This is a genomic window from Chitinophaga sp. CC14, from assembly GCF_048957795.1.
GTDB classification, from domain to species: domain Bacteria; phylum Bacteroidota; class Bacteroidia; order Chitinophagales; family Chitinophagaceae; genus Chitinophaga; species Chitinophaga ginsengisegetis.
On the sequence record NZ_JARBFY010000005.1, the window covers coordinates 812,270 to 827,937 of the forward strand.

The following is a 15,668-nucleotide window of genomic DNA, read 5'->3' on the forward strand; positions in this document are numbered from 1 at the left end:
TTTTTTGGATAAATCGGATTAAAAGGATTTTAGTTACTTTAGATTAGTCGATTAAGACGCGAAAGTAATAATTATACTTATTCCATCGGTATTTTTTCACCTCATGAGATGTTCATAAATGAACATTCCCCTCCTGAAAACGTACAGGTCATCCAAAAAATGAAAATATAAACAGCTGGCAATCAGCTCGTAAAATACTGGCATCTGACTGGAGGGATCTTTTCTAAATCATTATCATTGCCATGCTGCAGAATTATTTTAAAGTTGCCTGGAGGAATTTAATCCGCAATAAGTGGTTTTCTTTTATAAATATTTCGGGCCTAAGCATAGGCATGGCTGGTGTAATCCTGATCCTGATATGGATACAACATGAAATCAGCTTTGATAAGTTCCACCCGCATAAGGACCGGCTGTATGAAGCCTATGGGCTTTCCACCATGAACGGTAGTTTATTTGCCATCAGCAGCACCTCGCAGCCTTTGGGGCCTGCGTTAAAACAGGAATTCCCGGATGTGGAAAACACCACCCGCTTCAGCAGTGTGAACAGCTTTCTGATTACGGCGGAAAATAAACAACTCACCGGTGTTGAAGGAGGGTTTGCAGATCCTGCTTACCTGGAGATGTTTGATTTTCTATTGGCAGAAGGTGCACCCGGCGGGCAGCTAAAAGATGTTCATTCCATTGTGGTCACTGAAAAGCTGGCGAAGAAATTATTTGGTAACGGGGAGGCATTGAATAAAACACTCCGGTTAAATACCGAAGATGTGGTAACCATAACCGGCGTGCTGAAAGACCTTCCTTCCAATACACGCTTTAACTTTGAATATCTTCTCCCCTGGTCGTTATTAAAACAGAAAGGATGGAATAATGAGAGCTGGCTCAGTAACAATACGTCTACTTTTGTGCTGTTAAAGCCGCATGTTTCTGTAACTGCCTTTAACAATAAGTTCAGCGATTTCACCCGGCGGCATTCCGGAAAGATGGATGTATGGACACACTTTCTGCATCCACTGAGTCAATGGCACCTGTATTCATCTTTTGAAAATGGAAAAGCAACCGGCGGGAGAATTACCACTGTTCGTTTATTTGGTGTGATAGCGGGTTTTATCCTGTTAATAGCCTGTATCAATTTCATGAACCTGAGTACCGCCAGAAGCGAAAAACGCGCTAAAGAAGTTGGCATCCGCAAGGTAGCCGGTGCAGGCAAAGGATTACTGATCCGGCAGTTTATGACGGAATCCTTTGTAACGGTGAGTATTGCAGTTATAGGCGCAATGATCCTGGTATTTTTTACGATCGGATCATTTAATCAGCTGGTGAATGCACAACTCACAGTCCCTTATCAGCAGACCTCATTCTGGATAGCGGCTATTGTCTTCATTCTCTTTACGAGCGCACTGGCAGGGAGTTATCCGGCTTTCTACCTGGCGTCTTTTAGTCCGGCAGGTATTTTTCAACGGAAATTCAAAAGAACAAGTGCGTGGTTATCACCGCGAAAAGTATTGGTAGTGATACAATTTACCTTTGCTATTGTGCTCATTATCTCCACCATTGCCGTACGCAACCAGATCCGCTATGCCCAGGACCGCCAGACCGGTTATTCACAGGACGACCTGATCCGGGTAGATTTTGCCGGTGATATTGAAAAGAATTATGCACTTATCAAACAGGATCTTATCAGTTCCGGTATAGCCGTAAGCGTTACCAAAACGATGGGCACCATTACCGAGCGGGGATCCAACATGTGGGGGCTGCACTGGCAAGGGAAAAATGCGGACAATGATCCTACCATTGCACTGTTCAGTACAGACGCGGATCTTGTAAAAACAGCGGGACTACAGTTAGTGGCCGGAAGGGATATCAATATCCATCAGTATCCTTCAGACTCCTTCGCCGTACTGCTGAATGAAACAGCTGTAAAAACAATGGGTTTTGATGCACCTGTGGGACAAATCCTTACCCAGGCAGATCATAAAACGAGCTGGCATGTGGTAGGTGTGGTGAAAGATTATATTCTGAACTCTCCCTATGAAGAAATTCCACCGCTGATGATAGAAGGCCCCGGCAGCTGGTTTAACACCCTGCATATCAGGTTCAGCAGGGAAAGGCCGATGGCAGACAACCTACGGCAAACGGCGGGCATCTTCAGAAAATATAATACTGATTATCCTTTTAATTACCGGTTTATAGATGATGAGTATGCCCGGAATTTTGATAATGAGCAACGTATCAAAGTACTGGCTGGCTTGTTTGCCGCACTGGCTATCAGTATTTCCTGTCTTGGGTTATTAGGTCTTTCTGCCTATATGGCGGAAAGCCGGACCAAAGAAATTGGGGTGCGGAAAATATTAGGCGCCTCTGTAATGAGCATTACGCAGTTATTGTCTGTTGACTTTATTAAACTGATCCTGGTAGCTATTTTTATTGCAACTCCTATTGCCTGGTATGCTATTCAGCGCTGGCTGGAGCATTATGTGTATCACGCGCCGGTGAGCTGGCATATTTTTGCACTGGCAGGTGTGATGGCGATCTTCATTGCATTGGCTACGATCAGCTACCAATCTATAAAGGCGGCGCTCACGAACCCGGTGAGGTGTTTGAAGAACGATTAATCTTTTTTACTATAAATAACAAGGCTTCCCTTCTTTCGAACGGAAGCCTTGTTATTTATGACCCTTATTTATTTAACCGGTATTTCCCGGAGAATATGCAGCAGGTAATCGTAGAATTTCCCAACGGAAGAGATCTGTACTTTCTCATCCGGGGAATGTGCGCCGCGGATGGTGGGGCCGAAAGAGATCATATCCGGATTGCCCAGGTGTGCGCCTAGGATACCACATTCAAGCCCTGCATGACAGGCGCCTACGTTAGGCGTATGCGTGAAATGATCTTTATACAGTTCCAGTAATAACCGGAGCACAGCGGAATCGGCATCGGGTTTCCACCCGGGATAGTCGCCGCCCTGGTTTATTTCGCAGCCAATAATTTCAAATGCGGCGCTTACCGCAGTGGCTACGTCATTTTTGGTGCTTTCCACACTACTGCGTTGCAGGGACTGTGTAATGAACACACCGTCCTTAGCCTGTACCCTGGCCAGGTTGGAGGAAGCTTCCACCAGTCCGGCGATATCAGGGCTCATGCGGAATACGCCGTTTGGTACGGCATAAATGGCGCGCAGCAACAGCCGCAGATACACGGGGTCCATTACCAGTGAGGGCACCGCGGTTTCTTTGCATTCCAGTACAAAGGACGGTTCTATGGTTTTATATTCCTCTTTTATAGTGGCTTCAAATTCACTGATAACGCGGGTGAACTTTTCCTTATCTGCTAACGGAACGGCAACAACGGCCTGTGATTCGCGGGGGATGGCATTCCGGAGGCTGCCGCCGTCTAAGCTGGCCAGCTGTACATTCACCTGCTCTGCGGCTTTATACAGGAGCCGGTTCATCACCTTATTGGCGTTGGCCCTGCCTTTATGGATTTCCATGCCGGAGTGGCCGCCCAGTAACCCTTTGATGCTGATGTGAAAGGCAACAGCATCCTTCACTACAGGTACTTCTTTATAAGTGCCTTTGGTGTTGGTATCGATGCCGCCGGCGCAACCGATGGTCAGTTCATCTTCCTCTTCTGTATCGAGGTTCAGGAGGATCTTCCCGGAAAAATTAGCCGGGTCCAGTTGTTTGGCGCCGGTCATGCCGGTTTCCTCATCGATGGTAAACATGGCCTCAATGGCGGGATGCGGGATGTCCTTTGCGGCCAGTACCGACATGATAGCGGCGACGCCGATACCATTGTCTGCGCCGAGGGTGGTGCCACGCGCTTTTACCCAGTCGTTATCCACATACATATCGATACCCTGGGTATCAAAGTCAAATACGGTATCACTGTTTTTCTGATGAACCATATCGAGGTGCGACTGGAGGATGACCGTTTGCCGGTTTTCCATGCCGGGTGTTGCCGGCTTTTTGATCACTACATTCCCGATGGCGTCTTTGGCTGTTTCCAGGCCGAGGCGTTTTCCGAAATCCATCATAAAAGCGATTACCCGCTCTTCCTTTTTGGAAGCGCGGGGAACGGCATTCAGTTCAGCGAAATGCTGCCATAAGTGTTTTGGTGATAAGTCTTTTATTTCCATTGAAATAATATTAACCGTTGATTGAAGGTATTTGTAAAGGTAATTCATCCGGGGTATTAAACAGTTGATGCCCCCTACTTTTTGGTAGGCGCTTGTTTTACATTGTTGCTCCTGCTAACTTGGCGGCTTAATTACTATCTTTAGAATAATCAAGCAACCTGGTAATGACTTCAGAGAAAAAAATCCCCACACTATACGAATGGGCTGGTGGTATGCCCGTATTTGAAAAACTGATGAATGCCTTTTACGATAAGGTATTGCAGGATGAATTATTAGCGCCGGTATTCCGGCATATGTCGCCCGCGCATCAATTGCATGTGGCGCATTTTATTGCTGAAGTTTTCGGCGGACCAAAAATGTACAGTGAAGAAGAAGGCTCTCATTTCAGGATGATCCAAAAGCACCTGGGCAAACATCTCACAGAACAGCACCGGAAAAGATGGGTACAGTTGCTGATAGAAACAGCTGACACGCTGAATCTTCCGGATGATCCTGAGTTCAGGTCTGCTTTTGTGGCGTATATCGAATGGGGTACACGTATTGCAGTGATCAATTCGCAGGAAACGGAAGTGCCCATGAAGCCGGATGAGCCGATGCCGAAGTGGGGTTGGGGAGAACCGGGCGGGCCTTATATTCCTTAGGGCCGTCCCCTGCCCTTTTCCCAATCTTTCCTGATCCGTAGCAGGATGATGAGATAAGGGATATCTACTAATAACCAGAAAATATTCGTTGCCACTACTGCGTAGCCCATAATTCCGTGAGCCATGCTAATGTAAGAGGTGTAACACCACTCCAGCATAGAAATCGCCACCGTTACCAGGGCTAACAGTACAGCATACTTCTTCTCCAGCAAAATTAAAAGGTTGGGCAAGAATCTTATCAGCGGAAACAATATGGCAGTGGCAATAGAAAATATTACGGTAAGATTAAATTCATTCAACTTAAATATATCCGGATACCGGATATACTGGAAACAGTTGCTTAACAGCGAAAAAATGGAAGAAACCATAAAAAACCAGGCATATATTCTCAGCGCAAGCGGCATTATATCGCGGCGGCGTACTGCTGATTTGTCTGAAAAATCCTTGTCAAAAATGGAAGAAGTGTCGTTGGTCATAGGGGTGATTTAAGGGACAATATATAAATTCCTTCTTAACAAGTTATATTCCTGCAATGATGATCAGGTCTGTTGTAGTGCTTCCATCGGCGGCCGGGTATTGCTTCCGCCGGATATCCATTATTTTAAACCCGTTTGCGTTCAATGCGTTTACCAGATAATCTGCCTGATGATAGTACATATACAGCTCATCGCCCGCACCCGAGCGCTGGAAACCGGATCTGGCATAATCATCTTCCATAGTGCTGATATAAAATACTCCGCCGGGCAACAACAAACGGGCAGCATCTCCTATCATTTTCACCGCCTCTTCCCGGCTGAGATACGGCAGGCAAAAGCCGCACATAATCCCGTCGAATAATTTGTTCAGCCGGAGGATGTCCCGGCCATCCATCAGCATAAACTCCGCCTGTGGATTATTGCTGCGGGCTAGTTCCAGCATATTGGGCGCCAGGTCGATTCCCAGCAGTTGAAAACCGGGGCGCTTTTGCAGCAGGTACCTGGTGATGTTGCCAGGGCCACAGGCAATCTCCAAAACAGCCGCCGTTTGTTTTGGGATGCTGTTGCAGAAAAGATCAAATGAGTCGTGGTATAATGCCACGTCCATAAATTTATCCTGGTATTGGACGGCGCGTTTATCAAAAACGTTGATGGCCATCTGTAGTTTGTCCATACCTGAATTTATGAAAATAATTTATATACTCCGCCGGCAGCGGCATCAAACCACTTACATCTACTCTGTAAGGCCGTTAGGGTCCATTGTAAGCGCTTCGCTCATGTAGTCTAAAAAAGGGCGCATGGCCTTAAATGTGAGATTTACTTCTTTCAGAAAATCTTCACTTAATACTTCTTTATCAGAAAACTTTCTCACCAGCACAAACTGTTTATGACGCAACAGGTCGATGGCTTCATGATCCGGGGCGAAACCTTTGGGAGCCGTTTTTAGCTGTTCTCCTTCCAGCGTTTTAAAGAAAGTTTTGAAAGATTTGCTGTTGAGAATCTTTCTCAATGGTGCGGGATCAAACGCGATTTCTTCCCGGATCCGCTTCAGGTCTTCCGGAACGGGGCCCCAGAAGCCACCTGCCACAAAGCTGTTACCTTCTTCAATATGGAAATAATATCCACCCCTGCGGAATTTGGTGGCGCGTTTAAAGCTGCCGCTCCAGTGGGTTTTATAAGGAGTTTTATCGTTGGAGAAGCGGGTATCCCTGTAAATGCGGAACAGGCTTTTTTTCCCGGACGGCGTTTCTATCAGGTCATGTACCGAAAGCTCAGCCAGTAGTGCTTCTGCAAATTCCTCTACCAGGGCCAGTTCTTTCTGGTAAGTGGGTTTGTGGGTATTAAACCAATCCCTGTTATTATTCTCTTTTAATTTACTTAAAAAATTAAAGCCCGACGGGTGTATATGTGGTTGTGATATATGTTTCTTAGCCATGATGTTTCCGTAATTTATAAAACCTGCTACCGGGTGATAGCAGTTTTACAAAAGTAAGTTTTTCCGTTTGCCGGGGCAAACGGAAGCAGATAATTACATATATTCACAAACGCCTCGCAGCGGAATTATGCTGCTGAATTACAAACCCAACTAAATAACAGCATCCATGAAAATAGCCACGTACAATGTTAATGGCGTCAATGGACGTCTTCCGGTATTACTTCGCTGGTTAAAGGAAACGGCTCCTGATGTAGCCTGTTTACAGGAACTAAAGGCGCCTCCCGAAAAATTCCCGGAGCAGGCTATCCGCGATGCCGGCTATCATCCTATCTGGCATGGACAAAAAAGCTGGAACGGCGTAGCTATCCTCTCCCGGATAGGTGAGCCAAAAGAAATAAGGAGAACACTTCCAGGAGATCCTGAAGATATCCATAGCCGTTATATAGAAGCCGAAATCAATAACATCACGATCGGTTGTCTTTATTTACCAAACGGCAACCCCGCTCCCGGCCCTAAATTCGATTACAAACTAAGCTGGTTTAAACGCCTGACAGCGCATGCCAAAGAGCTGCTGGCGGCAAAAACACCGGTAGTACTTACGGGCGACTATAACGTAATGCCCACCGAACTGGATGTATACAAACCGGAACGTTGGGTGGATGATGCACTGTTTCGCCCCGAAACGCGGGAGGCATTCAGAAATCTGAGAGATCAGGGCTGGACAGATGCCATCCGGAAACTATACCCTGATGAAAAGATCTATACCTTCTGGGATTATTTCCGCAATGCGTACGGCCGTGATGCGGGCTTGCGTATCGATCACTTTTTACTGAGCCCGCAACTGGAGAGCCGTCTTGTTGCCGGCGGAGTAGACCGCAATGTGCGCGGATGGGAGAAAAGCAGCGATCATGCGCCGGTATGGATAGAGTTGACAGATTGATAGATTATCTCATCAATTCTTAGTACCTTAAAAGATCAAATACCTGTTTACTATGACCACAAAAGAAACGTTCACCCTCCACGGTGAGAACCTGTTAAAAAAAATCAAAGAACTGATAGCAGAAGGCAATGTAAGAAAGATCACCATCACAGATAAAGAAGGAAAAGAACTGATGAGCTTCCCGCTTACCATTGGAGTAGTAGGCGCAATACTGGCGCCCGTTTTTGCGGCTGTTGGCGCGCTGGCCGCCCTCATCGGCGAGTGCAGTATTACGGTAGAAAGGGAACCTGAGAAGGAATAACAATTTCACGATTTGATAATATTACGGTAACATAGTCTTCATACGGAAAGGGCACATTTGCGCCTTAAACGTATCAACCACTATGACCGTAGTACGCTACTTTGCTCCATTAGGATTTGTGTTCCTTTTTGCCTGTAAGAAAAACGACACCCCTCCTGACAACAATAATATTTCTTATCCTGCCAAAGCCACTCTCGCGGGTGCTGTAGTAATGACCACCAACGCCGCCGGCGTAAAAGTGTATAATGGCGGTTATGGATCTTCTATTGCAAACGTACCCGGGCAGCCTGGTTATTTTTACCTCATGACCGATCGTGGCCCGAACGCAGATGGCATTATCAAGGACTCCAAAGTATTTGCCGTACCCGGATTTAATCCACAGATCGGGAAGTTTAAATTAAACGGCGATTCACTGGTACTGGTAGAAACCATTCATATCAAATCCGCTGCTAATGTACCGGTAACAGGACTTCCAAATCCTGCAGGATCAGGTGGCACAGGAGAAGTGGCGCTGGATAAAGATGGCAAAACGCTTCCTGAAGATGCAGAAGGCATCGACTGCGAAGGTCTTACTGTAGCAGCCGACGGAACTTTCTGGTTGAGTGATGAGTACGGACCACACCTGGTACATCTCGACAGAAGCGGTAAAACGCTGGAGAGGATCAACCCCTTTGGCACCGGCACCGGTGGCCGGAAGATCCCGAAAGTATTTGCTATGCGCCGTGCCAACCGTGGCATGGAAGGGCTCACCATTACGCCCGACGGCAAAACACTGGTAGGCATTATGCAATCGCCTTTATACAATCCTACCAAAGATGCGGTGAAGAACTCCCTGTATACCCGTATCCTCACCTACGATATCGCCTCCGGTCAAACGAAGCAATACCTCTATAAACTGGAAAACAAAAATACCGCCAACAGCGAAATCACTGTGATCAGCAGCACTACCTTCCTGGTGTTGGAACGCGACGGAGAGTTCCCGGGAGATCCGGTTAAACCATCGCTGATTAAAAGAATCTATAAAATTGATCTGTCGGCGGCTACTGATATTTCTGATGCAACTGATGGCGCCGGCGGCAAACTGGTGAATGGTAAAACAGTGGAAGTACTGACTGATGCAGAACTACAGGCAGCCGGTATCAAAACCGTTTCCAAATCGCTGGTGGTTGATCTGTTGAAAGATATCGCAGGTTATCCGCATGATAAACCGGAAGGCATTGTACTCGTGAACAGTACTACCCTGGCGGTAAGCAACGATGACGACTTTGGTATCGTTCCTCCCGATCCGGTTAACAATACCTATATCCAGAAAATACTGCCGCTTACCGGTAAAACGGATTTCAATACGGTGTATTTTATTAAGCTCGCTACACCACTGTTTTAAACGATTTATTACTATAACCTACAACGCCTGCGCCTAGCGCGGGCGTTGTGCGTTATACAGGAGATTTCCCTTATTTTCACCCCAAATAAGGAAAAGCTATGCTTACGCAAAGGGGCTTAACCGCCATTACACTCAACAGGGACAAGATCACTGCCCCGGGAGAATATCCTTTTAACATACCGGCGTTGAAAAATCTTTCAACCCTGCAGCTGCATCCCAAGGTTACTTATCTTTCCGGTGAAAACGGTATGGGTAAATCCACCCTGATAGAAGCGATTGCCGTGGCCTGTGGTTTTAACCCGGAAGGCGGATCGTTGAATTTCACGTTCTCCACCCGCGCTTCCCATTCCGTGCTGCATCAGTATATCCGGGTAGCCAGGGCAGCGGTGCGCGCAAAGAATGGATTCTTCCTGAGAGGTGAGAGTTTTTTTAATGTAGGTACCAATATTGAGGAACTGGATAAAGAAGGTATCGGTCCGAGAGTGATTGACAGTTACGGCGGTGTGTCCTTACACGAGCAATCACATGGAGAAGCGTTCTGGTCTTTGCTGGTGCATCGCTTCTCCGGCAATGGCCTGTACATACTGGATGAACCCGAAGCTGCGCTTTCCCCTACGCGGCAAATGGCCATGCTTTCAAGGATGCACCAGCTGATCGGGCAGCAGTCGCAGTTTATCATTGCCACGCACTCCCCTATTGTAATGGCTTATCCCGATTCCATTATTTACCAGCTCACAGAAAACGGGATCAAAAAAACCAGTTACACCGAAACAGAAAATTACAAGATATCTCACCGTTTTATCAACGACTATAAAAACATGGTGAAGATCCTGCTGGAAGATGTTTAATCTTTTAATACAGGCACCACATAACTATACGCTGTATAGCGCAGCTCACTCCATGCGTTTGTACCGGGGAATTTAAATCCGGGGTACAGTTCCTGTGCTACCGGTACAAACACCATCCTCACCCGGATGCGGCTGCGTCCTTTGGTCAGGGCCGCCGGTATCAGCCATTCATCATCCCGGAAACGGCGGTTACTGGTTTGTACATTGTATAACCTTTTATCCAGTTCTTTTGGCGGGTGACTGGACATGCAGGTATTGGCGCCGGCCAGGTACCAGGTACCGGCCAATGTCCATTTACGGCGGGTAGTATCTGCATGGTCATCTGCGATATATACTTCGGCTTTTTGATTAGGATGACTATAATCCAGTGTGCGCCGCAGCAGGGCGCCAACGTTCGCAGGATCGAGGCGGATGGTAAATTCCGATACGCCTGTAGTATAACGGCCATCTTCTGTGTGTGCGGGGTAAATCTCCTTCTTGCCCTGTCCCTTAATAGTGAGCGAATCAACCCCCAGTTCATAGCGGGAGCTAATGGTTTCAACCGGCGATGCCTGCGGAGAGCTATAGGCATGTTGTTGTTCGCTCTGCTCATCGCCAATATCCAGTTCATCTGTTTTTATCAGTGAAGGAGCCGGTAATCCGTACCAGTAAGTAACGCTTTCATAATGTTCCGTGGAGCGGTTATCCCCGCCGTGTTCCAGCTGGATGCGGGCGTTGCGTCCGAAGGGCATGAGGTCTGCCAGGAGGAAGCGGTAAGCCGAATGGATGAGATCTTTTTTATCTTTTGCCAGTTCCTTCCGGGCTACGCCGCAGGGATGCCCGGCAAAGGGAAGCGACATATTCCTGCCGCCCCAGTAGTCGCCCCCACCGCCCCACTCTTCTGTGCCGGTGCCTTGCGCCTGTGGCGACTGGCTGTCGTCGAAGAAAAAGCGAGGATCGCCTTCCAGTGTACCCAGCTCGCCGCTGTGTGTAAAAATGAACGAGGTGCCAACAAAATTACCGGACCATTCGGATTGGCCTTCTGCTCCACGTGTATCCAGTAACGTTAGATCGGCTCCTAATTCCGGCGATGGGAAATCGCGGTACGTAGCATGAAAATAGCTGCTGAATGCGGGCTTCAGTTTGGCCGGCTGATAGCGGATTTCATAGCTGATGGAAGTTTCCCCTGGTGTGATACCGGCCAGTTCAAACTTTGCCGCCTTAAAAAACGGCATCGGGTAATAACAGGCCAGCACTACCTGCCGGCGGGCACTATCGTAGCGGATATTAATAGGAAAACCTTTTACCAGATATTCGCGGTCGTCGTTGTTGTGCAGGGTACCTGCGCCAAAGAACAGGCTCAGCGGCGCATCTATGGAAGGTTGGGATGCATAGTCCCACGTAACCAGCAGGCGGAGTCTTTCCAGCTTTTCCGCATCTGCCAGGGGGAGGGTGAATTTAAGAGCTCTCACTACGGCAGTTGCCCGTATATCCGTGAGCGTTATTCTCTCCTGGTTGAGCAGCACGCTTCCCCGGCGCGTGGGAATATGTGCTGGTGCAATATCCTGTCCTGCTTTACTGAGAAGATCCACCACGTCCTTGTCGGGCGCCTTCTCCATGTTCCAGCTGTTGATGCGTTGCGAAAGATTTGCAGGGTTGGCGAACAACTGGTAGATGTAATAACCCGTGCCGTAATGCGTGCGGGAATAAGCGATGCGTAAAGATTGCCGGAATGGAATGGGTGTCCAGATGAGGTCTGCTCCTTTGGTGTCGCCCCAGGTCCATGCCAACGGCCGTGGGAATGGCGTGAACGGAATGAATGCACTGGATTTAATATTCCGTAACGCATTTACAGGATCCTCCGTAGCTGTTTCTTTTATGAGATGTTCCTGTCCATCGGTGGTAAAACGCCAGGGACTGCCGTGCCAGTGGTTGGTGCGAAAAAAATAAAGTATACCCGTTCCCGTTACATCCAGCGTAACATTATCGGTTTCGCCGTTCATAAAAAGATAGTGGCTGGCATCGGCCGCATCGTTGCCGCCGGTACGATCGTAGGTACTTCTCATATAAGTTCGCATTCCGAACCGCTGCTCAGGCCATTTATCCCACATCCGGTATGCATCGGCGCCGGCGGGTATTACAGGGAGACGCTGGGCGGGAAGCAACACTGGTTTACAAAGGAAGATAAGCAGCAGGCAGCTATACCGTAAATACGTTGTCACGCATGTTTTCAGCGGATGTATGTGTTTTGCAACTATCATAAATTGTATTAGCTTCATTATATAATTCCGTTGTATGAAACCGATTCTGCGTAAGGTTGATACAGGCCATAACTATTCGTTCAGCATCCGGGAAGACATCTTCCCTTACCTTTATAATCACTGGCATTACCACCCGGAAATAGAGCTCACGCTGATCCGCAAGGGCAGCGGGATGCGGCTGGTAGGCGACAGCATGGAAAGATTTGAAGATGGCGACCTGGTGTTACTGGGCAGCGAACTTCCGCACATGTGGCGAAGCGACGCCATTTACTTCCAGGATCAGCCTGGGCTACAGATAGAAGCCATCGCCATACATTTCAGCGACCAGTTCTGGGGAGCTGGTTTCCTGGACCTGCCGGAACTGAAAGCGGTAAAAGAACTGCTTACAAAGGCCAGGCACGGCATCCGGATACATGGCGTTACCCGTGAACTGATCAGCCGGGAAATGGAGAATATCCTGAAAGCCGGAAAGGTACAAAGAATCTCCTCCCTGCTTAACATACTGGACACCATTGCCGGCTCGAAAGACTGCACCCTGCTGTCGAGCATCGGTTTCGCCAGCTCCTACAACATCATCAATACCGATAACATCAACAAGATCTATCATTATACCTTCAATAATTTCCGCAATAAAATCACCCTCAAAGAAGTTGCTGCTGCCGCTAACGTAAGTCCCAATTCATTTTGCCGGTACTTCAAATCCAGGACACTGAAAACATACTGGCAGTTTTTGATGGAAGTACGCATCGGTTATGCCTGTAAGCTGCTCATAGAAAACAACCTGCCCATGTCGCAGGTAGGCTATACCTGTGGGTTCAACAACCTCTCCAATTTCAACCGGCAGTTCAAACTGCTTACACAAAAAACGCCGCTGCAATATCAGAAGGTATACGTGCAGGCCAAAACGGGTTAGCTTTTACCATACCGTTTTACACGCAGCGCTGCCTGCGCTTTATGCCCCGCAAATCCTTCCAGCTCACACAGCCGCATGGCATACCCGCCAATCATAGCGCTGGCTTCCGGCGTACAACGCTGGTACGTACAGTTTTTCAGGAACTTGCCTACCCATAATCCGCCGGTATACTTTGCTGCTTTGCGGGTGGGCAGGGTATGATTGGTACCAATCACTTTATCGCCGTAAGCTACATTTGTTTCCGGCCCCAGGAACAGTGCGCCGTAGTTGGTCATTTTTTCCAGGAACACACCGGGGTTGCGGGTCAGCACTTCCACGTGTTCACTGGCCAGTTCATCCGCCACACTGATGGCCTCTGCCTCATCTTTTACCAGGATCACGGAACCATTATTTTCCCAGGCCACCCTTGCGATGTCTGCGGTGGACAGTACGGTGAGCTGTTTTTCTATCTCCAAAAGGGTTTCGCGCGCCAGTTGTTCAGAGGTGGTGATGAGCACCCCGGGCGATGTAGGTCCGTGTTCTGCCTGTCCTAATAAATCGCAGGCCACCATTTCAGCATCCGCCGTTTCATCTGCAATTACCAGTACTTCTGTGGGGCCTGCGAACAGGTCGATGCCTACCCTGCCATAGAGTTGCCGCTTGGCCTCCGCTACATAGGCATTTCCAGGCCCTACGATCATGTCGACCGGCATAATGGACCCGGTGCCTATCGCCATTGCACACAGCGCTTGTACGCCGCCTAAAATATAGATTTCATCGGCGCCCGCGAGGTGCATGGCACAAACGGTGGCTTCCGGTACCTGTCCGTTGATAGGTGGCGTACAGGCAATGACCCGTTTCACACCGGCTACTTTTGCGGTGAGGATACTCATGTGCGAAGAGGCCACCATCGGGTATCTGCCACCGGGAATATAACAACCCACACTGTTGACCGGGATATTTTTATGCCCCAGGAAGATACCCGGCAGCGTTTCTATTTCGATATCGCGGATAGAAGCGCGTTGCTGCTCTGCAAAAAAACGGATCTGTTGCTGCGCAAACTGAATATCGTGGATCACCTGCCCTGGCATACGCGCCATAATTTCCTGTATCGCTTCCGCCGATAGCCGGAAAGCCGCCGGCGACCAGTGATCCAGGGAAGCAGAATACTTCATCACGGCAGTATCGCCATGTTCTTCTATCTCGCAGATCATTTTTTCTACCGTTTCTTTTACACGGGCATCGGTAGCTTTTAATGCCGCTTCACTCTTTCCTTCTTTTAAAAAAACAGCCATAATATTTATTCGCCTGATGGCTTTTTAAGTTTATAATAAGGGTTAAGGGCCTCTCCAAAATCGGGGGTACCATCGGCTCGCCAGGTAAACGGCTGGATACGCGGACTCCTTGTGCCGCCGCAGCCCTGGCCGGCATGAGGATTTGCATGATAAATGATCCAGTCTTCCTTTCCGTCTTTTGATTTAAAGAAACCATTATGACCGGGACCAAATACGCTGTTGGCGATACTTTTTGTAAACACCGGTTTAGCGGCTTTAGTCCAGTGCGCAGGATTGAGCGGATCACCATCTTTTTGCAGGCGTAGCATACCGAGTGCATAATCATCCGTACCGCAGCTGCTGGCAGAATAGATGAGGAAAATTTGTCCACCGGGGCCCTTTAATATTTCCGGACCTTCATTTACCGGTGAGCCATTTTTCTCCCAGTCGTAATCCGGCATGGAAATCTGGACCCTGCCTGTTTTGAGGGTCCAGGGGTTTTCTATTTCCGCGATATAGATGCGTTGTGTGATGTCTTTCCCGGAAATCTGACCACTCCAGATAAAATAGTTTTTGTTGTTATACTCCAGCACCGTACCATCGATAGAAAAAAAGTCGGCCTGCGGATCACCTATCTTCCCCTTGTCTTTCCAAACACCCTCCAATGGTTCTGCTGCCTCATTTTCCAGTACAAACAAACGCTGTGTAGCCAGGTTGGATGTAGCACCGGCCGTATAATACAGGTACCATTTGCCTTGCAGGCGGTGCAATTCAGGCGCCCAGATATTTTTTGAATTGGCCCCGGTGGCGGGTGGTGTCCACACTACTTTTGGAAGGGCATTTTTCAATTCCGACATGGCGCCTGTTTTACGGATCGTGATATTGCCGCCGTTGGTACAGAGAAAATAATAAGCGTTGCCGTTTTTGTATACCCAGGGATCGGCACCACCATCCAGCAGGGGATTGGAGAAAGTAGTATCTGCATTAACCGGCGGAGGCGCTACTGTAGAGTCTTTCGCTTTGCCTGCACAAGACATACTAAAAAACAGCAGTAATAACCATGATATATTTTTCATTTAGTAAGATGTATGATGAGGAAATA

The 15,668-nt window shown here is 48.1% G+C and carries 14 protein-coding genes; 7 read left to right on the forward strand and 7 right to left on the reverse strand.

The genetic code is table 11. The features are described 5' to 3' along the window. The first annotated feature begins 242 nt into the window (after positions 1 to 242). Positions 243 to 2,612: an ABC transporter permease gene (locus PV783_RS22840; RefSeq protein WP_420989704.1), complete on the forward strand. Its 2,370-nt coding sequence runs from the start codon at positions 243 to 245 to the stop codon at positions 2,610 to 2,612. A 68-nt stretch (positions 2,613 to 2,680) separates the two neighbouring features. Here the strand turns inward: PV783_RS22840 and PV783_RS22845 are convergent, their stop codons facing one another. Then, entirely contained in the window at positions 2,681 to 4,135 is a 1,455-nt protein-coding gene (locus PV783_RS22845; RefSeq protein ID WP_420989705.1) for an aminoacyl-histidine dipeptidase, read from the reverse strand. A 164-nt stretch (positions 4,136 to 4,299) separates the two neighbouring features. Between PV783_RS22845 and PV783_RS22850 the strand changes: the two genes are divergently transcribed. Continuing rightward, on the forward strand, positions 4,300 to 4,776 hold the full coding sequence (locus tag PV783_RS22850) for a group II truncated hemoglobin (RefSeq protein WP_420989706.1): 477 nt from the start codon (positions 4,300 to 4,302) through the stop codon (positions 4,774 to 4,776). Here PV783_RS22850 and PV783_RS22855 read toward each other — a convergent pair. The 3 genes from PV783_RS22855 to PV783_RS22865 are packed head-to-tail and all read right to left on the reverse strand — an operon-like array spanning position 4,773 to position 6,687. Continuing rightward, a complete protein-coding gene (locus PV783_RS22855) occupies positions 4,773 to 5,252 on the reverse strand; it encodes a hypothetical protein (RefSeq protein ID WP_420989707.1) in 480 nt (159 codons plus the stop codon). The two genes, PV783_RS22850 and PV783_RS22855, sit on opposite strands and share 4 nt — an antisense overlap. Positions 5,253 to 5,295: 43 nt before the next feature. Then, positions 5,296 to 5,925 (reverse strand): class I SAM-dependent methyltransferase, encoded by a 630-nt coding sequence (locus PV783_RS22860; protein ID WP_420989708.1) that lies wholly within the window; start codon positions 5,923 to 5,925, stop codon positions 5,296 to 5,298. Positions 5,926 to 5,985: 60 nt separating this feature from the next. Then, positions 5,986 to 6,687 (reverse strand): DUF2461 domain-containing protein, encoded by a 702-nt coding sequence (locus tag PV783_RS22865; RefSeq protein ID WP_079472536.1) that lies wholly within the window; start codon positions 6,685 to 6,687, stop codon positions 5,986 to 5,988. A gap of 166 nt (positions 6,688 to 6,853) precedes the next feature. On the opposite strand from PV783_RS22865, the gene xth reads away from it, so the two are divergent. The 4 genes from xth to PV783_RS22885 all read left to right on the forward strand — a co-directional run bounded on the left by xth (position 6,854) and on the right by PV783_RS22885 (position 10,160). Beyond that, positions 6,854 to 7,627, forward strand: coding sequence for an exodeoxyribonuclease III (gene xth / locus PV783_RS22870; RefSeq protein ID WP_420989709.1), 774 nt, complete (start codon positions 6,854 to 6,856; stop codon positions 7,625 to 7,627). A 52-nt stretch (positions 7,628 to 7,679) separates the two neighbouring features. After that, positions 7,680 to 7,928: a DUF4342 domain-containing protein gene (locus PV783_RS22875; protein WP_079472534.1), complete on the forward strand. Its 249-nt coding sequence runs from the start codon at positions 7,680 to 7,682 to the stop codon at positions 7,926 to 7,928. A gap of 82 nt (positions 7,929 to 8,010) precedes the next feature. Beyond that, positions 8,011 to 9,312, forward strand: a complete 1,302-nt coding sequence (locus PV783_RS22880) for an esterase-like activity of phytase family protein (RefSeq protein WP_420989710.1) — start codon at positions 8,011 to 8,013, stop codon at positions 9,310 to 9,312. 98 nt (positions 9,313 to 9,410) lie between these two features. Further along, the gene (locus tag PV783_RS22885; RefSeq protein WP_420989711.1) at positions 9,411 to 10,160 is read left to right on the forward strand and encodes an AAA family ATPase; all 750 of its coding nucleotides are present in this window, start codon (positions 9,411 to 9,413) and stop codon (positions 10,158 to 10,160) included. Here PV783_RS22885 and PV783_RS22890 read toward each other — a convergent pair. Continuing rightward, positions 10,157 to 12,361 (reverse strand): DUF2961 domain-containing protein, encoded by a 2,205-nt coding sequence (locus PV783_RS22890; protein WP_420989712.1) that lies wholly within the window; start codon positions 12,359 to 12,361, stop codon positions 10,157 to 10,159. The genes PV783_RS22885 and PV783_RS22890 overlap by 4 nt on opposite strands. Before the next feature lie 73 nt (positions 12,362 to 12,434). Between PV783_RS22890 and PV783_RS22895 the strand changes: the two genes are divergently transcribed. Continuing rightward, entirely contained in the window at positions 12,435 to 13,313 is an 879-nt protein-coding gene (locus tag PV783_RS22895; RefSeq protein WP_420989713.1) for an AraC family transcriptional regulator, read from the forward strand. Here the strand turns inward: PV783_RS22895 and hisD are convergent. Together hisD and PV783_RS22905 are read right to left on the reverse strand one after the other, a co-directional pair. Then, on the reverse strand, positions 13,310 to 14,587 hold the full coding sequence (hisD, locus tag PV783_RS22900; RefSeq protein ID WP_420989714.1) for a histidinol dehydrogenase: 1,278 nt from the start codon (positions 14,585 to 14,587) through the stop codon (positions 13,310 to 13,312). The genes PV783_RS22895 and hisD overlap by 4 nt on opposite strands. A 5-nt stretch (positions 14,588 to 14,592) precedes the next feature. Continuing rightward, entirely contained in the window at positions 14,593 to 15,642 is a 1,050-nt protein-coding gene (locus tag PV783_RS22905) for a family 43 glycosylhydrolase (protein WP_420989715.1), read from the reverse strand. Between the last annotated feature and the right edge of the window lie 26 nt (positions 15,643 to 15,668).